At 49.4% G+C, this 19,259-nt stretch carries 15 protein-coding genes; 4 read left to right on the top strand and 11 right to left on the bottom strand.

The window, feature by feature from the left end; genetic code table 11:
* The first annotated feature begins 19 nt into the window (after nucleotides 1-19).
* Nucleotides 20-838 carry a 1-acyl-sn-glycerol-3-phosphate acyltransferase gene (locus tag K2G43_RS07820; protein WP_300153954.1) on the top strand — a complete coding sequence of 273 codons (819 nt, stop codon included), beginning with the start codon at nucleotides 20-22 and terminating at the stop codon, nucleotides 836-838.
* Between the two features lie 42 nt (nucleotides 839-880).
* Nucleotides 881-1,858 carry a GNAT family N-acetyltransferase gene (locus K2G43_RS07815; RefSeq protein ID WP_297643164.1) on the top strand — a complete coding sequence of 326 codons (978 nt, stop codon included), beginning with the start codon at nucleotides 881-883 and terminating at the stop codon, nucleotides 1,856-1,858.
* A gap of 21 nt (nucleotides 1,859-1,879) precedes the next feature.
* Here the strand turns inward: K2G43_RS07815 and K2G43_RS07810 are convergent, their stop codons facing one another.
* Nucleotides 1,880-2,527: a nitroreductase family protein gene (locus K2G43_RS07810; protein ID WP_297643166.1), complete on the bottom strand. Its 648-nt coding sequence runs from the start codon at nucleotides 2,525-2,527 to the stop codon at nucleotides 1,880-1,882.
* Nucleotides 2,528-2,676: 149 nt separating this feature from the next.
* On the opposite strand from K2G43_RS07810, the gene K2G43_RS07805 reads away from it, so the two are divergent.
* Both K2G43_RS07805 and K2G43_RS07800 read left to right on the top strand, forming a co-directional pair.
* Nucleotides 2,677-3,681: a hypothetical protein gene (locus K2G43_RS07805; RefSeq protein WP_300153948.1), complete on the top strand. Its 1,005-nt coding sequence runs from the start codon at nucleotides 2,677-2,679 to the stop codon at nucleotides 3,679-3,681.
* Nucleotide 3,682: 1 nt separating this feature from the next.
* Nucleotides 3,683-4,522 (top strand): hypothetical protein, encoded by an 840-nt coding sequence (locus K2G43_RS07800; protein ID WP_300153947.1) that lies wholly within the window; start codon nucleotides 3,683-3,685, stop codon nucleotides 4,520-4,522.
* Between the two features lie 337 nt (nucleotides 4,523-4,859).
* Here K2G43_RS07800 and K2G43_RS07795 read toward each other — a convergent pair whose 3' ends face one another.
* The 10 genes from K2G43_RS07795 to K2G43_RS07750 form a co-directional block, all read right to left on the bottom strand.
* Entirely contained in the window at nucleotides 4,860-5,723 is an 864-nt protein-coding gene (locus tag K2G43_RS07795; RefSeq protein ID WP_300153945.1) for a discoidin domain-containing protein, read from the bottom strand.
* Nucleotides 5,724-5,744: 21 nt separating this feature from the next.
* Complete coding sequence (locus tag K2G43_RS07790) at nucleotides 5,745-7,667, bottom strand: RagB/SusD family nutrient uptake outer membrane protein (RefSeq protein ID WP_300153943.1); 1,923 nt, start codon at nucleotides 7,665-7,667, stop codon at nucleotides 5,745-5,747.
* A 19-nt stretch (nucleotides 7,668-7,686) separates the two neighbouring features.
* A complete protein-coding gene (locus K2G43_RS07785) occupies nucleotides 7,687-10,836 on the bottom strand; it encodes a TonB-dependent receptor (protein WP_300153941.1) in 3,150 nt (1,049 codons plus the stop codon).
* Between the two features lie 1,187 nt (nucleotides 10,837-12,023).
* A complete protein-coding gene (gene pckA, locus K2G43_RS07780; RefSeq protein WP_300153939.1) occupies nucleotides 12,024-13,631 on the bottom strand; it encodes a phosphoenolpyruvate carboxykinase (ATP) in 1,608 nt (535 codons plus the stop codon).
* A gap of 421 nt (nucleotides 13,632-14,052) precedes the next feature.
* On the bottom strand, nucleotides 14,053-14,505 hold the full coding sequence (locus K2G43_RS07775; RefSeq protein ID WP_300153937.1) for a DUF4252 domain-containing protein: 453 nt from the start codon (nucleotides 14,503-14,505) through the stop codon (nucleotides 14,053-14,055).
* Between the two features lie 23 nt (nucleotides 14,506-14,528).
* Nucleotides 14,529-15,083 (bottom strand): hypothetical protein, encoded by a 555-nt coding sequence (locus K2G43_RS07770; protein ID WP_300153935.1) that lies wholly within the window; start codon nucleotides 15,081-15,083, stop codon nucleotides 14,529-14,531.
* Between the two features lies 1 nt (nucleotide 15,084).
* Entirely contained in the window at nucleotides 15,085-15,597 is a 513-nt protein-coding gene (locus K2G43_RS07765) for a sigma-70 family RNA polymerase sigma factor (protein WP_297642223.1), read from the bottom strand.
* Nucleotides 15,594-16,082, bottom strand: coding sequence for a DUF4252 domain-containing protein (locus tag K2G43_RS07760; RefSeq protein ID WP_297642222.1), 489 nt, complete (start codon nucleotides 16,080-16,082; stop codon nucleotides 15,594-15,596). Before K2G43_RS07760 ends, K2G43_RS07765 begins: the two co-directional genes overlap by 4 nt.
* Before the next feature lie 253 nt (nucleotides 16,083-16,335).
* A complete protein-coding gene (locus tag K2G43_RS07755) occupies nucleotides 16,336-17,340 on the bottom strand; it encodes a 2-oxoacid:ferredoxin oxidoreductase subunit beta (RefSeq protein ID WP_297642221.1) in 1,005 nt (334 codons plus the stop codon).
* 39 nt (nucleotides 17,341-17,379) lie between these two features.
* Nucleotides 17,380-19,227: a 2-oxoacid:acceptor oxidoreductase subunit alpha gene (locus K2G43_RS07750; protein WP_300153932.1), complete on the bottom strand. Its 1,848-nt coding sequence runs from the start codon at nucleotides 19,225-19,227 to the stop codon at nucleotides 17,380-17,382.
* Between the last annotated feature and the right edge of the window lie 32 nt (nucleotides 19,228-19,259).

Genomic DNA, 19,259 nt, shown 5'->3' with positions numbered 1-19,259 from the left:
TTATTTAATAAAAAAAAATATGTCAGACGACTTTTTATTCTTTATTGACATTTACAATATACTTCTGGAGAAAGCCCCGAAGCAATCAAAATACATCCCAAAGTTCGTAGTTTCTTATTTGAAACACATCGTTCATCAGGAAGAATTGAATGTCTTCCTGCGGGAGTCGAAGGATAAGGTAGGCGTGGACTTCCTGGAAGCCTGTCTGGATTTTCTGGATGCCAAGCTGGTGGTAAAAGGAAAAGAGAATCTCCCCCAAGACAGGTTATGCACGTTTGTATCGAACCACCCCCTGGGCGGTCAGGATGGAGTGGCGCTGGGCTATGTTCTGGGAACTTTCTACAACGGCAAGGTGAAGTATATGGTGAACGACCTGCTGATGAACCTGCACGGGCTGGCTCCACTTTGTATTCCTATTAACAAAACGGGAAAACAGGCGAAGGATTTCCCGAAAATAGTGGAGGCCGGCTTCGCATCGGACAATCAACTGATCATGTTTCCTGCCGGGCTTTGTTCGCGCAGGCAGCATGGGGTTATCCGGGATTTGGATTGGAAAAAGACGTTTGTCGTGAAGAGCGTAGAAGCTCACCGCGATGTGGTTCCCATCCATTTCGAAGGGCGTAACTCCAACTTTTTTTATAATCTCGCCAATTGTTGCAAGATACTGGGCATCAAGTTCAACATCGCCATGCTCTATTTGGCAGACGAGATGCTGAAGAACCGTCATAAGACATTTACCATTACCATAGGGAAACCCATTCCCTGGCAGACTTTCGACAAGTCGAAAACGCCGGCCGAATGGGCGCAATATGTAAAGGATATCGTATATAATCTGTAGAAAGACTGAATTTATAGTAAGAAGAACTGCTAATAGAAGAATATGGAAGATGTGATTGCACCTATAAGCAAGGAGCTGCTGAAAGCGGAGCTGACAGAGGAGAAGCGCTTGCGCATGACCAACAGGAGTCATAATAAAATATATATTATTACAGCACAAGATTCTCCGAACACCATGAAGGAAATCGGGCGTCTGCGCGAAATAGCTTTCCGTGCAGCAGGAGGAGGAACGGGCAAATCCATGGATATCGACGAATATGACACCATGGAGAATTCCTATAAGCAGCTGATTGTCTGGAATCCCGAAGCTGAAGAAATCTTGGGGGGATATCGTTATATATTGGGAACGGATGTGCGCTTTGACGAACAGGGGGCACCCATTCTGGCGACTGCGCACATGTTCAACTTCTCCGATAAATTCTTGAAGGACTATCTTCCTACCACCATCGAGCTGGGGCGTTCGTTCGTCACGTTGGAGTATCAATCTACACGTACCGACAGCAAAGGATTGTTTGCTTTAGACAACCTGTGGGATGGGCTGGGTGCCTTGACGGTAATCATGCCCAACGTGAAGTACTTTTTCGGGAAGGTGACCATGTATCCCAGCTATCACCGCCATGGGCGCGACATGATACTCTATTTCCTCCGAAAGCACTTTGCCGATAAGGACAACCTGATTACTCCGATGAAGCCGCTCCTGCTGGAGTCGGACGAGCAGGAACTGGCTACCCTCTTCTGCAAAGATTCTTTCAAGGAAGACTATAAGATACTGAACAGTGAAATCCGTAAGTTGGGCTACAACATTCCCCCTCTGGTGAATGCCTACATGAACCTCAGTCCGACGATGCGTATGTTCGGCACAGCTATCAACTACGGTTTCGGCGATGTGGAGGAGACCGGCATCCTGATTGCTGTGGATGAGATTCTGGCGGAAAAGCGTATCCGCCACATCCAGTCGTTCATAGAGAGCGAACCGGAAGCGTACAAGCTCACATCAGGGGCGAACAAGGTGATTTTCTAATACCTTGTTCGTCCGCAGACATCAGTCAATGTATTTGATTTTCGTCGCGTTGCGTGGTTTGGCCTCAGGCGCTTCGTCCGGATATCCGAAGGCAATGCAGTAGAGCAATTGATAGCCTTCGGGGAAGTCGAGCCGTTTCAGGTATTCGGTCGCCGCCGGGTTGGAAGTCATGAACCGTGTAGGGCTGGCCAGGCAACAGGAACCTATTCCCATAGACCAGGCGGAGAGTATCATGTTTTCGCCCAGCAGTCCGCAGTCTATCTGCGAGCAGTCATACGAGGTGTCGTTGGCAATGAACACCACGGTGGGGGCGTTGCGGAACATGTTCTTGAAATTCGGGTCTTCCGCCATCTTGGGGTTCTCCTTCTTGAAGATTTCGCTGACGCCGTTGATGAACTCCGGGTTGTCCACCACGCGGATTTCCCATGATTGCTTGTTCTGCCCGTTGGGGGCGTTGATACCGCAATTCAAGATAATTTGCATGGTGTCGCGGTTTACTGCTTGCGGTTGATACCGGCGGATGCTGCGGCGTGACAGGATGGTTTCGATTACGGTGTTCTCTTTCTTCTCGCTTCCATCTGTGGACGAGGATTCCTGCTTGGCCGGTGCGTTGCAACCGCAAAGTAGCAACAGGGCTGCGCCGGCAAGCATTGTTCTGATTTGTTTCATTGTTTTGGAATATGATTTGATTGTTGTTCCCTGCAAAACTACAAAAAGTTTCATTAAATATTGTTTTTATTCTTCATTAATCATTCGGCAGATGGCTGCTCTTATATCATTTTTTCTACCTTTAGGCGTGAATAAAATCTTTTCAGAATATGAAAGCCGAAAGAATAATAGGAGTATGGCTGCTGTGCCTGTGTGCATTCGGGTTTGCGGGTTGCGGCAATGACGATGATGCCGGCGGGCAAGACCCCGGTGAGGTCATTGAAATGGAGTACGACTGGAAGTTGGTGGGGGACTGGGAACTTGAGCGGTTTGCTGATTCCCAACAAGAAAACCAGGCGTGGAAACTTTCATTGAAGGCGGATGGAACAGGCACATCGGATGACGGTGGGCTGAAGTGGCATACCGCTGACGGCAGGTTGGCGATTTCCTTTGCGGACGGTACGGAGCTGGACGCTGTGTATGCTACCCGTGGCTCTTTGCTCTCCATTAAGGATTATGCGGACTATGCGATGGAACTTCCTGTCGTGGGCAATTGGCACGCCTCGGAAGCGGGTAAGGCGTTTGCAGGGACAGACTTCTTGTATCGGATATACCCGGATGGCGTTATGAATATTTTCAGTTTCGGTTCAGACGGCTTTTTGAGATGCGAGGAGCTGCAATGGGAGCGTTCGCAAGAGGGCATCCGGCTCATCCGGCAGAACAAGGCACAGGATTGGGCATATCAGGTGACCGATGATGGCACGCTGTCTGTTGAGGGAAACGTTGTCAAGTATGTACACACGCCGTTGTCCTACGAAGGCGTGTGGAAGTCGGTCGCTTCATCGGAAGGAAGCATTCGTCCCGAAGATGTCTCTTTCTCTACGGTGGAGATTCGGAATACGTTCGGCAAGCCTCATTTCATCTGCAAGTATTTATCACAGAGCAATCTGAATTACCAGTATTATCCGGCCACGTTCGAAGCAGTGATACGCGAAACGCTTTTCAGCAAACAGCAGCAGCAATTCTTGTTGAAACCTGTCGATGGCGCTTTAGATGCCTGTTGGATGGACTTCCGCTTCTATTTTTCCAAGGAGGAGAAGAAGGTCTATCTTGATTTAAGTATGGAAAGAACTTTCAAAGAGTATGTGCGTTATGAGTACCAAGAGCAATCATAGTATGAAGAGTGTTTTTGTTTGCCTGCTGTCACTGCTGCTGCTTGCTGGTTGCGGCAATGATTCTGCTCCTTGGGCAGAAGAGCCTGAACAACCTGAACAGCCGGATAAGAAGGTGTTGCCATTTTCCTTGAAAGCGGATGTCACGGATGTTCATTTGCTGGAGATGATGAAGTTTTCTATTACATTCGATATAACGATGACGATGGCTGAAGTTCGCGACTGCTACGACCATCTGGAATGGGTAGTGACGGATGACGATGGAAAGGAATTGACCCACTCTCTGTTGGGCGAAAATAGTTTCATGTTTTCTTGGGGACATTGTTTCCATTATCCCGGCACATTCACTTCTTATCTGAGAGGAAGCAAGGAGGACAAAGTGGTCTATCAGAGCAAAACGCTCACCCTGAACGTTGCGGCAGACAGGGACTTCTTAGGCTGGAACTGGAATGAATTGCCCGGCAATACCAATGTTGCCAATGGGTATGTCAATATCCTGAATCCGGATTTCGAGTTGTGTTCCGTAACATTGGCGCAGGAGGGCAAGCAGGGAATTTACGTCTCCCTTTTCAATTCGAAAGCAGAAGAGGAAAATGCATTCTGCAAGCGCTCTTCCGAGAAGTTGTATCGGTATATGACGGACATCTATGGCAGTCCGGTTGTTGATAAGGACGGTGCGGATTTGGACGAGACCTATCGAGCCGAGTTTGCCTATTGCCTCTCCGATGCCAAGCCTTTGGCTATTTGGAAGACGGAAAGCAGCCGTATGGTACTGCTTGAAGTGCCAGTGGAGGATTGGAAGATGGCCCGGATATTTGCGGAGCCGTTGCTTTCTAAAGAATGAATTTATGACACGAGCAGGTGATAGAATTTTTGTCCGCATAATTGCGTTCACACCAGCGGGCATACAATATCTACTCTAAACCCAAGTGCGTCTATAATGCGGAAAAATAAGCCTACGCCCGGTTGTATCGTACTTTTTTCGATACGAGAGATGTAGGTTTTATCTAAAGAAACGCGAATTACACAAGGAACAAGCAAAAGAGTCACCGACAGCCGGTCGTTTCTTTCAATCTTGTTTGTGCAATTCGCGTAATCCTGTCCACGAATCTTTAGTTCGACTTTGCACATCCCTTTTCTGATGTGCTCTTAAGATTTAGATAAAAGGCGAAGAATCGTGCTTACTCATCCGCATCCGGAGCTTCCGGGTCTTCAATCGTGACGGAATAGAACTTGAATTCGGACATTGTCCAGAATACACTGCCGTTGTTGGTCTCATTCACCATGATACGGATTTGGCTGAAAGGTCTTTCCACACGATATACTTCCGAGGTGTACTCACCCGTAGAGGTAGTCGGTAGCCCATCGGCCTCTTTCGTGAAATTCTTTATCAGGAACCACTCATTGCCGTCTGTGCTTCCCATCAAATCAAAGTCCGTCGGCTTATTGTTTGCATTGTTGCGTGGGGCGTAGTAAAACTTGTAAGAGTCTGTAATCTCTCGTTTCAAGTTGGCCTGCAACCAGTGGGGACCCGGAATGCCCACACTCCATGCCGTATGGAAGAAAGTGCTTTTGTTTCCGTCCAGCAGGTTGGCAATGGGACCTTCACTCGGTTCCTGTGCGTTGGTAGAGAGGTCGGCCGCCGTCAGTGCAATCTGTGTGTTGACATAAGTCGGTTCTGCCGGTTCCGAAATCATGGAGATATTCTGCACGGCACTTCTGTCGCCTGTGGAGCTGACTGTTTGCACCGTAAAGTTATATTCTCCATATTTGCGTCGAGTATTCGGAATTTCAATGCTGTTTGCATAGGCGCTTGCGGCACGCATCACGTCCTTTTTCAACAATGGGTCGTAATAATTTACCTCGATATGATGAAAGTTGGCTCCCTCAGGAGTGTTCCAGTGCAGAATGATGCAACCTGGAGTACTTTCTGCTGTCAGACCGGTGATTTCGTCCGGAACAATACCGTTTTCGTCGTTGCACCCGGTGAGCAGGACTAATCCGGACAGGAGTATCCCGACCCAATATTTAACTGTATTCTTCATTTTTTCTGTTGTTGTTTGTTGTTAATAACCAGGGTTCTGAACCAAATTCTGATTTCGGTTGACATCTGTCACGGGGATAGGCATCAGGTATTGAGTCGGGCTTTCGAACTTACGCTCAAAAGTTACTTCTGTTTCTTGTGCAAACTCATCAATGTTCGTACCAAGAATGTTCATGCCTTTTGCCTTTACGCCGAAGTGACGTTCTGCATCCTTCCAGCGGCGCAAGTCCCAGAAAGTGTGGTTCTCCAGATAAAATTCGATGGTACGCTCCTGACGGACAATCTCACGCATCTTGTTTTGATCCAATGTGGCGATACCGTTCCAAGAAGTCTCCACGTCAGGTATGCCGGCGCGTTCGCGAATCTTGTTCAGATAAATTTTCGCTGTGGGCAACTCATTGCATTCCACACAAGCTTCGGCATATCCCAAATAGAGCTCCGACAGACGGATTACCGGCCATGGATAGAACGGGGGATTATATAAGGCTGTGCGTACATTATAACCCGGCACTACGCCTTTCTTGTTCAGGTAGCCGGTGGGAGAATAGTTGTTCGTGCGCAACGTGCTCCCTGTTGGCTGACGTGAGGTGTTGCCACCAATTACGAAGTCGCAGACCAGCTTGCCTTGGTTGACTGCCTGGTTGTATTTCTGGTAGCTTGCATCGTTGTCATAGGCACCGTTACCGTCTGTGGCGCTCATTATCTCATAAAAACCTCCTTGGAAAGCCACCCAAGCGTAGAAACGGGGTTCACGATTCAGGTTGAACCGGATGGTCTGCGCGTCCGGGTCGCCGATACTTGCATTTTCTTCACCTACGGTAGTCGATTCGTAGATGCTGTTGCCTTGTGGGAAATCCGGGTCTGCATCAATCGGCAATCCTCTCTTTGTATAGAAGCGCTTCAGCATGGTAAGTGTCGGAGACACGCCATTGTATGCCGAACCGTTGCAGAAAGGAAGCGACTTATTCTGTATGCTGTAAGCACCCTCCGAACGGCAATCGGCCCAGATTATTTCATTGTTGGCCGGTTCGATTACCGTGTAGCGCAGTGTGTGCTGCACCGGATCCACCGGCTCTACGTTGTCGTAGCCGTCCAGCATGTAATCCGTTGTCTTGTAAAGCCCATATCCGGCAGATTCTGCCAGGCGGATGGCTTCTTCGTATGCGCTTTTGGCTTTCTGCCATTTGCCGGCATCGTATGTGAGAGGCATCAGCGGATTTCCGTCCTTATCCTTGAAATTGGCATAGAATTCGTTGTTTCCGTTGAACAAGGGTGAGGCCGCATATAATAACATTCTGGCTTTGATGGACTTGGCAGCCACGCTGGTGGCCAACCCGTAATGCTCGTTGACACGGGTGGCAGGCAGTCCTTCTGCTGATTCGTCCAATATCCGGCATACATAATCCACGCATTCGTCATAGGAAGAACGGGCAGCATACTGGTCGGCGGGCGTAGTCAGCAAGGGCTCTTCCTTCACCAAGATGACCGGGCCATAGCTGCGAATCAGCAGGAAGTGGTAGTAGCCTATCAGGAACTTGGCCTGAGCGATGTAATCAGCCTTGACGGATGCTTCCAGTGCAGGCACATTGTCAATGTTGTTCAGCAGGATGTAGCACTGCTTGATGCCTTGGAACAGAGAGTTCCAATAAGAGATGACCGGATTGGAAGCGGAATAGTTTCCTTTCGGAAAAGCTGCAAATGTTTCGTGCTCAAATGCCGTTACCACTTCGTCGGAAGTGAAAAGGTCGAGGGAACTGGTGCCGTTTCTTGGGTTAGGGATATAGGCGTAGCATGAATAGATGAAACGCCGGGCCGCTTCCTTGTCTTCAAACGCATCTTTTTCTGTCGCTTTTTCATCGGGAACCACGTCCAGATAGTTGCAAGAAGACAAAACGCCTAATAGCGAGCACGCCATTACGATAAATATTTTATAGAACTTTTTCATATCTGTTCGTTTTATCAGGTTATTTAAATGACAATTGGAAACCTACGTTGAAAGTACGCTGTGTAGGATAGCTCAAGCCTTTTCCTCCACCCATTTCCGGGTCCCAAAGCTTAAACGGAGAGAATGTCAGCAGGTTGATGCCGCTGATGTAGAATCTGGCTTTCTTGTAGGTGTAGCCTATCTCCGCATTTTTCAGTTTCAGGAAAGCGCCGTTGCGCAACCAGTAGTCAGACGACTGTGTGTTGTGGTTGTTGTCATTCTTGGTCAGACGCGGATAGCTGGCATTCGGGTTTTGGTTGGTCTCGGACCAATAGTCGTCGGCAATCCAAGACAATACATTGCGGTTGTATTGGGTTCCGAAAGGCGCGAAGCCGGACATCATCAGTGAGGTATGCGCCACTCCCTGGAAGAAGAATGAGAAGTCCCAGTTCTTATAAGAGATAGAGGGACCGAAGCCATAGACTATTTCCGGTACTGTAGGATATCCCATGGCGACACGGTCGTCGCTGGTAATTTTCCCGTCATAATTGCCGTCTTTGTCGGGTTGGTCCAGATACTTGATGTCACCCGGTGCGATGGCGATATTGCCCAGTGTGGAGGTCGGGCTGTTTTCGATGTCTGCCCTGTCTATATATAATCCGTTGGAGACGTAACCGTAGATGGTGTTCAGTTTCTTGCCGATGTTTGAAAGTGCGGGACGCACGCCCGGTGCTTCGTCATACTCCAGAATCTTGTTGTGTGCGTAGGTAAACGTACCTTTGAACTGGATGGCAAGGTCTTTGTTGAACTGCTTTCCATAGTCTATCGACAGGTCGAAACCGCTGTTTTTTACCTTCGCCAAGTTACCGTAAACGGCAGTGCTTGCCGTACCGAGGTAGTTGGGGATGGAGTAGCGTTGCTGGAAAATGTCCCGGCGAATCTCCCGGAAGATGTCCATGTTGATATTCAGTGAATTGAACAGCTGCATGTCGAAGCCCACGTTCAGCTTTTCACCCACTTCCCAAGTCAGGTCATTGTTCTGATAGCGTGTATATACAGGACCGTTCAGGGTTGTCTGCTGCTTGTCGCCGGTGGTGAAGCTGGCCCCACTGCTCTGCAGCGTGATGTCCGACATATAGATGAAGCGGATGATTGCCCCACTTGAATCCAGTAGCTGGTCATTACCCACCAGACCGTATGAAGCGCGGAGCTTCAAGCTGGAGATAATATCTTTCATCGGTTCGAAGAAGCTTTCTTGGCTGACGTTCCAGCCCACGGCCACTGACGGAAAGAAGCCCCATTTATGACCCTTGGCGAAGTTCTCGGAACCGTTGTAACCGGCATTCACTTCCATCAGGTAGCGGCCGCCATAATCGTATGACAATCGTCCGGCGAAACCCATTTTGCGACGAGGAAGGGAGGCTACCAGGTCACCCGGTGCGTTGTTGTCGTATTGGTCGATGTTCCACAATGCCATTCCGCTGACATTATGGTCGCCGAATTTCTGATTATAGTCTAAGTATGACTGAAAATAGATACGGCGGTCTCCGGCTACTGATGACGAAGTGCTCAGCACCGGTTTGGTCGGATTGGATGAACCGAACGGAGAGATTACCAGGTTGTAAGTACCGTCCGGATTCTGCTCATATCCTGTCAGCGTATAGCGGTTGATGCCTTGGCTGCGGGAAGTGGTGGTCTTGTTATAATTCTTGAAGGAGAACAAGGCTTTGAAACGAAGTCCTTTCAGCAGGAAATCCAGTTTCTGTTCAAAGTCGATATTCGCCATCACGGTGCTCTCGAAGATGTCCTGATAACCATTGGTCAAACTTGCCATGGGATTCACCGCTCCCTGGTCGTTGCCGCCGGCGTATGCACCCCAGTACACCCAGTTGTTCACTCCATCTGCCGGATAGGCGATGGGGAAGTCCACCGGATTCGAGTTCATCACGGCTCCATACAAGTTGCCCACGGAGGTGTTCGGTTGTGTCAGGTCGTTCAGCTGTACGTTCAGGTGCAAGGAGATAGTAGAACTTTTGGACATGTGGAAGTCAATATTGTTTTGGAAAGTATATTTCATCAAGTCAATATTGTTCTTGTAGGAGAAATACTTGGATGCTTCGTTTTTCAGCATACCGGTTTCGTGGTTCACGCCTACGTTCATGAAGTAAGTAATCTTTTTCGTACCACCACGAATGTTGAAGTTGGCTTTTTGGTTGAAAGCCAAATCGTTGAATAGTGATCCGTACCAATCTACATTCGGCCAGATATAGGGATTCACGCCATTGCGCGTATTGTTAATCTGCTCTTGCGTGTACAGGATATTTCCGGTCTGTTCGCTGGTTACGGCTTCATTGTAGAGTTCCATGTAGCGGTATCCGTCCACAAAACTTGGAATCTTGGTTGGGGTAGTGATGTTTGTTTCCACGCGTACGCCAATGATGGGCTTTTCCGTGTCCGCACCGCTTTTGGTGGTGACAATCATGACACCGTTTGCACCGCGCGTACCATACATGGCCGTGGCCGTAGCGTCTTTCAGGATAGAGAACCCTTCGATGATTTCAGGGTCGAGAGCATTGAGGTCGGCGGAGCTGACTTCCACACCGTCCAGAATAATCAGCGGTGAGGTCATACCACTCAGGGTGGAGATACCGCGAATGTAGAAATCGGAGCCGTTGCTGCCCGGCTGTCCGCTACGCTGGTAGGCAATCACACCGGAGAGACGGCCGGCAAAAGAGTTGGACAAGTTGGACGACGGTACTTTCAGGTCCGAAGGGCGTACGGTCTGTATGGAGCCTACCACACTCTCCTTTTTCTGTCCTGTTCCAAAAGCTGTCACTACTACTTCGTCCAGCATCTCATTGTCTTCTTTCAGTTTGATGCTGAGCAACGTCTGGTTTCCCACTTTGATTTCCTGCGTCACGAAACCGATGAACGAAACTGTCAGGACATCTTTCGGAGAAACATTGATAGAGAATTTGCCGTCAACATCGGTAATGGTGCCCAGATTGGGCTTGCCTTTTACTTGAATGGTTACGCCGATTATCGGCTCTCCTGTCTCATCTACCACCGTACCTTGTATTTTGCCTGCTTGTTGTACAATGGCTGATTCGTTGATAACAGGAACTTCTACTGCTTGTGTCCCAAGGAAATATCCTCCTAAAAGGGCCACCAATAGTGTTTTTTTCTTCATAATACTTCTTGCTAATTCAAAGTTTTGCTTAAAAAATGTTTTGCTAAACTGGTTTACTTTTCACGTGTGCATCAAGATGTTTCCATTTTTTTGTAATTAGGGTTAATAAAAAATGTTACTATTAATTTAAAGTTATTGGAATTTATCTTCTAAGTCCTGCAGGAACTTAGTAAGATTGTTATAAGAACATTTCATTAGATACCAAAAACTTTTCAAATATATGCACGATTATTTTTAAAAAACGACAAAAGGTGTCTTTTTTAAAAAAGATTAACTATCATGGGCTATATGGAAAATCAATAGGGAACTCACCCGAAAAAAATTTTCTTTTACATATTTAACGTGAATTCGATATAACTTAAAACTATATCAGTTGCCCGTCATTGACAAAACTGACATCAATGAAAGGTTTCTTCTCAGAAAAGCAATATGCCGCAATTGCGGATTTAAATATCGTCCCTCCCATCCCAGTTTTTATTTTGTAACGTTTTTTTCAAAGAACCATCCATACCATTTCCCCGTCCGTTCCTTCAACGTCAATCCCCCATTCAGAATACCTTCTGGCAGGGGGGTATCTAAGTCATATACTTAGGGTACCTTAGTCGTATAATGAGGGTACCTTAGTCGTATAATAAGATACCCTAAGTATAGACTCACTACGGAAGTGTGGAACGATGTCTCCTGACGGCTCCACAGAAGGAAAAACAAATCATTCTTTTTTTGTACAGATATTTTAATAATAAAGCATTTGAATCTTTCGACATTTGGGGTGATGGCATACGGTCATACGGTAAACGAACAACGATATCGTTTATATCGAACTCGCGTTATTTACGTTTTGTGTGGGATGAGTCTGAGCATTGCCGGTGTCGGACGGAAGACAGACAGAGCGCTCTTCATGATGTTATATCAGGCATATACACTTTATATAACTTACTGATTATAAACAAACAACAAATATCATTCTTCAATCGTATAGTGAAGCGCCTTAGTGGAACAGCCGCTATTCATAACAAATAATTTGTTACATGAAAGAATGCCATGCCCCACCATCTCATCCTAATACGGCAGGCGAAAGAATAAGTTCCTGCAGAACTTAGTACATGAATTCTTCCAATTTCGAATATAGATAAAAAAAGGCGGCTCCCGAAACGGGAGCCGCCTTGCATGTAATCAATCGATAGGGTTTAGAGCTTCGGACCAGCAGCAACCAGAGCCTTACCGGCTTCGTTGCCTGTGAACTTAGCAAAGTTCTTGATGAAGCGGCCAGCCAAGTCTTTGGCTTTCTCTTCCCACTGGCAAGCACATTCGTAAGTGTCGCGCGGGTCGAGGATTTTCGGGTCAACACCCGGCAACTCTGTCGGAACAACGAAGTCGAAGAAAGGAATAACCTTTGTCGGAGCCTTGTCGATAGAACCGTCGAGGATAGCATCGATGATACCACGAGTATCTTTGATGGAGATACGCTTGCCGGTACCGTTCCAACCGGTGTTCACCAAGTATGCCTTAGCACCTACTTTTTCCATCTTCTTAACCAGCTCTTCTGCATATTTAGTAGGATGCAGGCTCAAGAAAGCAGCACCGAAGCAAGCAGAGAATGTCGGAGTCGGTTCAGTGATACCACGTTCAGTACCTGCCAACTTAGCGGTGAAACCGGACAGGAAGTAGTACTGAGCCTGGTCGGGGTTCAGGATAGATACCGGAGGCAATACACCGAAGGCATCAGCAGACAGGAAGATTACCTGATGAGCGTGAGGACCTTTGGAAACCGGCTTAACAATGTTGTTGATGTGGTAGATAGGATAAGAAACACGAGTGTTTTCAGTCACGCTCTTGTCAGCGAAGTCAATCTTACCTTCTGCGTCAACAGTTACGTTCTCCAAGAGAGCGTCCTTCTTGATGGCAGCGTAGATATCGGGTTCGCTTTCCTTATCCAAGTTGATAACCTTAGCGTAGCAACCGCCTTCGTAGTTGAATACACCTTCGTCATCCCATCCGTGTTCGTCGTCACCAATCAGCAGACGTTTCGGGTCGGTGGACAAGGTAGTCTTACCTGTACCGGACAGACCGAAGAAGATAGCGGAGTCAGTACCTTCCATGTTAGTGTTTGCAGAGCAGTGCATGGAAGCGATACCGCGCAACGGGTTCTTGTAGTTCATGATAGAGAACATACCCTTCTTCATTTCACCGCCGTACCAAGTGTTCAGGATAACCTGTTCGTTGGTCTTCAGGTTGAATACGGTAGCTGTTTCAGAGTTCAGACCCAGCTCCTTGTAGTTGTCAACCTTAGCTTTGGATGCGTTGAAGCATACGAAGTCGGGTTCACCGTAGTTGGCGAGTTCTTCTTCCGTGGGGCGGATGAACATGTTAGTCACGAAGTGAGCCTGCCATGCCACTTCCATGATGAAACGTACTTTCATACAAGTAGCGGGGTTGGCGCCACAGAAAGTATCAACAACGAACAGACGCTTTCCGCTCAGCTGGTTCACAGCCTTAGCCTTCAGGTCAGCCCAAGCCTCTTCCGAACAAGGTTTGTTGTCGTTTTTGTACTCTTCAGAAGTCCACCATACAGAATCCTTGCTGGCTTCATTCATAACGAAGAATTTATCTTTAGGAGAACGTCCGGTATAGATACCTGTCATTACGTTTACAGCACCCAGTTCAGTTACCTGACCTTTTTCGTAGCCTTCCAGCTCCGGTTTGGTCTCTTCTGCGAACAATACATCATAAGACGGGTTGTGGAGAACTTCCTTCACGTCTTTGATACCGTACTTGCTTAAATCTAAATTTGCCATTTTTTTTAATGATTTAAAATGTTGGTATTTGGTTTATAATCTCTTTCTAACCTTTAATTGGCAAGGGGAAAGCGGGAACGGAAAAGTTTTTCTCCTCTATTTCCGACAAGTCCCTTGTCTTTCGCTTACAAAAGTAATACTTTACTTTTTAAAGAAAAGCTCTATTAGAGAAATTTTTCTGCAATAAGAAACCTTTTATAATACGGTAACAATATCTGCTAACTGAATGTTGCAAATTGGGGGTATTGACGTAACAAGTGTACAAATAAACAAGTGTACGAGTAAACAAGTGAACAAGTGTGCAAGGCCCTTCTGTCTGCTTTTTTGCGAATGGGATATCGGTCGGAATCCGAACCGCTTTTCCTTGCACCCTTGTCAACTTGTTCACTGAAAGCAAGTTCAAGAACTTGCGGAACATGGGTCAGTGCTTTACGACCCCTTGAATCTCTTCCAACGTGAGCCGGCCGTTGAGCAGGATGATGGTGAATTCGTCCGGTTCATCAACCAGCAGTACGTATTCGTTCTCTTTTGCTCCTTCTTTGGTGTAGATGGTGACGCGCTCGCTCTCTTCCTTGATGCGCATCAGCTCTTCGTAGCCGTTGTCGCGCCGGATGTGGGCGGTCTCCTTGCGCAGTTCGTCGGCCACGGCCTTGTTTTCGCACGAGAGGATTTGCAGGCTGTTTATCTTGTCGGCTATGCCGGCAAGGTTGATTTCCTCGTTGTCGATGTTCTTCATCATGCTGAACATCTTTTTGGAGATATAGACGGAGGTGACTCCTTTGCGGTCGGCAAATTTATCGAAGAAGCTCTCTTGTGCATGCAGTCCTGCGCTTGCCAGCAGGACGATTATCGATATGATAATTGTTTTTTTCATAATCAGTTTGTTTTTTTTGAGTGTTATGGTTTTCGGTTTTTGGGGGTATCGGCAAGGGTGTTGCGACATTTGTCCAGTTGCTCCTTTATGCGCAGTGTCTGGCTTTCGGCCTTTGAGAGTTGGTTTTGCCCTTTGTTCAAGGCCGTGGCGAATCGTTGCAGGGCTTGTTGCGCTTCCACATACGCCAGTTGCGGGTTGTCGAAGGTGTCGTGCGGCCGGTCGGTGGTTTTCTGTATGTACAGTCCGGCACCGGTGGCTATGAGCAGTGCGGCGGCTATGCCTGTGCACCATCTCGTGAGGCGGAAAGCGGGCTTGCCGGCTTTCGGGCGCGGTTGCCGCGTGTCGGCTGCTTCCCATCGGCTGATGCTTTCCGCGAGGCGTTCTTGCAGGCCCGAAGGGAGGGCGGTCTCCTGTTGGGACAGGTCGGAAAGGAAGAGGAAGGTCTTGCGGTCTTCCTCCAGCTCTTCCGGCACGTCGTTCTGCAGGAGGAGGCTTTTCAGCAGTTGTTCTTCCGGCAACGTGGTTTCTCCGCGATAGTAGCGTTCCAGTAATGATTTCAGTTCTTCTGTTCTCATCATTCTATTTTGTTTCTTTTCCGGTTATGCGATTGAATTGTTCTCTGATTCTTTTGCGTGCCCTCGAGAGGGTGACGCGGATGTTGACGGCGTTCAGCCCGGTGGCCTGTTCTATCTCCTCAAACGAGCATTCGTTGACATCGCGCAGCCACAGCACCTGTCGTTGTTGCAGGGGCAGGCCGGTGATGAGCGCCTTGAGCTGTGCCTGTTCGTCCCGCTTCTCTAGTTGCAGTTCCGGGTTGTCGGCCTCGCTCCGGTCAAGGTGGTCGGGCAGCGGCTCTTCCGATTGGTAGCGCTTGGTCTGCATCAGGTTGAGGCAGAGGTTGCGCACGGTGGCCACGCAGTAGGCGGCGGCATTGCTGCGGATGTCCAGTTCGTCCCGCTTGTTCCACAGCCTCAGGTATGTCTCCTGCACCATGTCTTCGGCATCCTGGGCATTTCCCAACAAGGCGTATGCGGCTCGGTACAAGCGTGCGTGCAAGGGAAGGAAGGCCTGTTTGAATTCGTCGGCGTTCATTCTTTCCTTTGTTTTTCCGCTTGTTCCACTAAGGCTTCGATGTCGCTCTCCTTGAAGTTGCCTTTGAACTGTATGAGTGCGCAGTCTGCGGAGCCGCTGCATACAATGAGTATTTCTTTGATGCTCTCTTTCTCTTCGCGAATCAGTATTTTTACCTTGTCGTCTGCATCGCTGACGCGCATCAGGGTTTCGTACTGGTCATCTTTGAGGGCGTTGATGCGTTTCATGAACTTCTGCTTCACGCTGTCGCTGCATCTTTCCAGGTCGAGCACCTTCATGGAGTGGACGCTGTTCATCAGCTGCCCTGCCTCGGCGACTTCATCCTTATCGACGAACATCATTCCCAGTTTCATCAGGAACCGTGGAATGGAGACGTATTCGGCGTTCCGGGCTTCCTTGAATTCATTGAACACTTGTTTGGCGTCGATAGCCCACGCTGTCTGTATGGCGGCGAGCAGCAGGCATATTGCAATCATCTTTTTCATTTTCGTTCTGTTTGATTAGGGTTGTTTTTATCTGTTTTTCGATGCGCATTCTGTAAGGAAGACAAGAGGAGGGCGGAGATTGTTACAGATTGTCTCAAAAAAAAGGAAAAAATTTCGGATGCGGCTATCCGCTGCGAGGAAATGGGAAAAGTCCGGAGGGGGCAATCCGCTCTTTATGAACAATATAAAATAGGCACGGGATTCGCTAATCCCGTGCCCTACTATGAAAACAAAATTACTCCTTGTCAGTGTTTTATTTCGTTTCCCAAGTATCGTTTGTCATCAGCAGTTCCTCGAAGTTGTGATACTTCTTCTTGGCTGATACTTCTTCGATTTGCGCATGTACGGCATCGTCGTAAGTGGGGGCTTCCACGTCACGGATAACGCCGAGGGCAATCGGGAAGTCGGGGCCTTCCATCAGGGCGAGCTTCAGTTGCAGGGTGTTGTCCTCGCAGTGGGCGTCGTGGACGAGGATGTCCTTCTCCGTGATGCCGTTTTCGCCCAGTTTCACTACTTTCAGGCCGAATCCTTCCTGCATCAGTCCGAACTCGTTGTTCTCGCCGAAGAGCATCGGCTTGCCGTGTTGCAGGTAGATGGCATTCTTGGCGCGGTCTTCCTTCTTGGCTACGGCATCGTGTGTGCCGTTGTTGAAGATGACGCAGTTCTGGAGAATCTCGCAGACGCTGGCGCCCTTATGGTTGTAGGCGGCTTTCAGGATTTCTACGGTTCCGGCTGCATCCGTGGCTACGGCGCGGGCGAAGAAGTGTCCGCGTGCGCCGAAGCAGAGTTCTGCCGGATGGAAGGGGTCTTCCACCGTGCCGTAGGGCGATGACTTGCTGACGAAGCCGCGGGGAGAGGTCGGGGAGTATTGTCCTTTCGTCAGTCCGTAGATGCGGTTGTTCAGCAGAATCATGTTCAGGTTGATGTTGCGTCGGTTGGCATGGATGAAGTGGTTGCCGCCAATGGCGAGTCCGTCGCCATCGCCGCTCACTTGCCATACGGCGAGCTGCGGATTGGCCACCTTGCAGCCGGTGGCGATGGCCGCGGCGCGTCCGTGGATGGTGTTCATGCCATACGTGTTCATGTAGTGGGGCAGACGGCTGGAGCAGCCGATACCCGAGATGACCGCCGTCTGATGGGGCGGTACGCCGATTTCTGCCATGGCCTTGTGCAGGGAGGCAAGGAAAAAGTGGTCGCCGCAACCCGGACACCAGCGGGGTTGCCCTTTCTTGAAGTCTTTTGCTGTATATTCGCTCATAATTGTTTTTCGTTTTAATGGTTGATTGTGGGTTACGGGTTACTTGTTCAATATCTCTTCAAATGCCTGTACCAGTTCGTTTACCAGGAAGGGCTGGCCCTTTACCTGATTGAATTGGTAGGGAACGAAGTCGTCCACCTTCATGCGCAGGTATCCGGCGAATTGTCCCATATTCTGTTCGGCAACGACTACCTTTTTGTAGCGTTTCATCACTTCCGCCGTGTTCTTGGGCAGCGGGCTGATGAACCGGAAGTGGGCGAGGGCCACCTTCTTGCCTGCCGCGCGCAGCTCGTCCATGGCGGCGTGCAGGTGTCCGTAGGTGCCTCCGAAGCCTACAATCAGCAGGTCGGCATCATCCTTGTCGCCTTCCACTTCCACGTCGGGCACTTCGATGCGGGCAATCTTCTCCGCACGCAGGCGGGTCATCAGGTCGTGGTTTTCGGGGTCGGTGGAGATGGCGCCGGTCTTGCTGTCCTTCTCCAGACCGCCGAGGATGTGGGTGAATCCTTCCGTGCCGGGAACGGCCCAGTAGCGGCTTCCGGTCTGCTCGTCACGCTGGTAAGGTGTCCAGGTGCCTTGCATTTCGGGGCGGACGTAGGGCGGATTGATGGCCGGATATTCAGCGAGCTTGGGCAGCTTCCAGGCGGCGGAGCCGTTGGCTACGAAGGCGTCCGTCAGCAGCACGACGGGGGTCATGTGTTCCAGCGCTATCTTGGAGGCCATGTAGGCACACTCAAAGCAGTCGGTTGGTGAGGTGGCGGCCAGTACGGGCATGGGGCTTTCGCCGTTGCGTCCGAAGAGCACTTGCAGCAAGTCGGTCTGCTCGGACTTGGTGGGCAAACCCGTTGCGGGACCGCCGCGCTGTACGTCGAGCACCACCAGAGGCAGCTCCATGATGACAGCCAGATTCATGGCTTCCGATTTCAGGCAGATGCCAGGTCCGGAAGTGGAGGTGACTGCCAGCGCACCCGCAAAGGAGGCTCCGACGGCGGAGGCGCAGCCCGAAATCTCGTCTTCGCACTGCACGGTCATCACGCCCAGCGACTTGTGCTTGGAGAGTTCGTGCAGCACGTCGGTGGCGGGGGTGATGGGGTAGGAGCCTAAGTAGAGCTTCAGGCCGGCTTTCTCGGCGGCGGCTATGAAGCCATAGGCGGTAGCCTTGTTTCCCGTGATGTCCATATAACGTCCGGGCGTTTTGGTTTTGCTCTCAATCTTGTAGGTGTGGGCCACGGAGGCGTGTGTGTTGTGTCCGTAGTCATATCCGGCGCGGATGACCTTGATGTTGGCATCGGCGATGGCGGGCTTCTTGGCGAATTTCTCACGGATGAAGTCTTCCGCAATCTTCAGGTCACGGTTGAAGAGCCAGCACACCAGTCCCACGGCGAACATGTTGCGGCATTTCAGCATGGATTTGTTGTCCATTCCGCTGTCGGCCAGGCAGTCTTTCACCATCTGCGAGATGGGGGCGGCGATAACGTCCTGCTTGATGCCCATCTCCTCGATGGGGTTGTCGGTCTTGAAGGCGGCTTTCTCGAGGTCTGCTGCCTGGAAGGCATCTGTATCGATGATGATGCAGGCGGTTGATTTAGCAAACTTGTATTGAGTCTTCAGTGCGGCGGCGTTCATGGCTACCAATACGTCGCATTTGTCACCCGGTGTATAGACTTTGTCCGCACCGATGTGTACTTGGAAACCGGAGACACCTGTCAGCGAGCCTTGCGGGGCGCGGATGTCTGCCGGGTAGTCGGGGAATGTGCTGATGTCATTGCCCACGGTAGCCGAAACTGTAGAAAAGATGTTGCCGGCGAGCTGCATACCGTCGCCGGAGTCTCCGGAGAAGCGGACTACCACTTGCTCCAGTTCTTTGACCATCATGTCATTTGCCATAATTTGCGAATTTCTTATAGATTAATGTTTAA

This window comes from Bacteroides sp. (assembly GCF_029057325.1).
GTDB lineage: Bacteria > Bacteroidota > Bacteroidia > Bacteroidales > Bacteroidaceae > Bacteroides.
Note: the sequence above shows the minus strand (reverse complement) of the source record. Positions and strands in the feature narration are given on the sequence as shown.

Coding starts and splice junctions, on each gene's coding strand:
- K2G43_RS07820 (WP_300153954.1), top strand. CDS start 20: ATGTCAGACGACTTTTTATTCTTTATTGACATTTACAATATACTTCTG.
- K2G43_RS07775 (WP_300153937.1), bottom strand. CDS start 14,505: ATGAAAAAAACAATTATCATATCGATAATCGTCCTGCTGGCAAGCGCA.
- K2G43_RS07755 (WP_297642221.1), bottom strand. CDS start 17,340: ATGAGCGAATATACAGCAAAAGACTTCAAGAAAGGGCAACCCCGCTGG.
- K2G43_RS07790 (WP_300153943.1), bottom strand. CDS start 7,667: ATGAAAAAGTTCTATAAAATATTTATCGTAATGGCGTGCTCGCTATTA.
- K2G43_RS07795 (WP_300153945.1), bottom strand. CDS start 5,723: ATGAAGAATACAGTTAAATATTGGGTCGGGATACTCCTGTCCGGATTA.
- K2G43_RS07800 (WP_300153947.1), top strand. CDS start 3,683: ATGAAGAGTGTTTTTGTTTGCCTGCTGTCACTGCTGCTGCTTGCTGGT.
- K2G43_RS07810 (WP_297643166.1), bottom strand. CDS start 2,527: ATGAAACAAATCAGAACAATGCTTGCCGGCGCAGCCCTGTTGCTACTT.
- pckA (WP_300153939.1), bottom strand. CDS start 13,631: ATGGCAAATTTAGATTTAAGCAAGTACGGTATCAAAGACGTGAAGGAA.
- K2G43_RS07760 (WP_297642222.1), bottom strand. CDS start 16,082: ATGAAAAAGATGATTGCAATATGCCTGCTGCTCGCCGCCATACAGACA.
- K2G43_RS07765 (WP_297642223.1), bottom strand. CDS start 15,597: ATGAACGCCGACGAATTCAAACAGGCCTTCCTTCCCTTGCACGCACGC.
- K2G43_RS07805 (WP_300153948.1), top strand. CDS start 2,677: ATGAAAGCCGAAAGAATAATAGGAGTATGGCTGCTGTGCCTGTGTGCA.
- K2G43_RS07785 (WP_300153941.1), bottom strand. CDS start 10,836: ATGAAGAAAAAAACACTATTGGTGGCCCTTTTAGGAGGATATTTCCTT.
- K2G43_RS07815 (WP_297643164.1), top strand. CDS start 881: ATGGAAGATGTGATTGCACCTATAAGCAAGGAGCTGCTGAAAGCGGAG.
- K2G43_RS07750 (WP_300153932.1), bottom strand. CDS start 19,227: ATGGCAAATGACATGATGGTCAAAGAACTGGAGCAAGTGGTAGTCCGC.
- K2G43_RS07770 (WP_300153935.1), bottom strand. CDS start 15,083: ATGATGAGAACAGAAGAACTGAAATCATTACTGGAACGCTACTATCGC.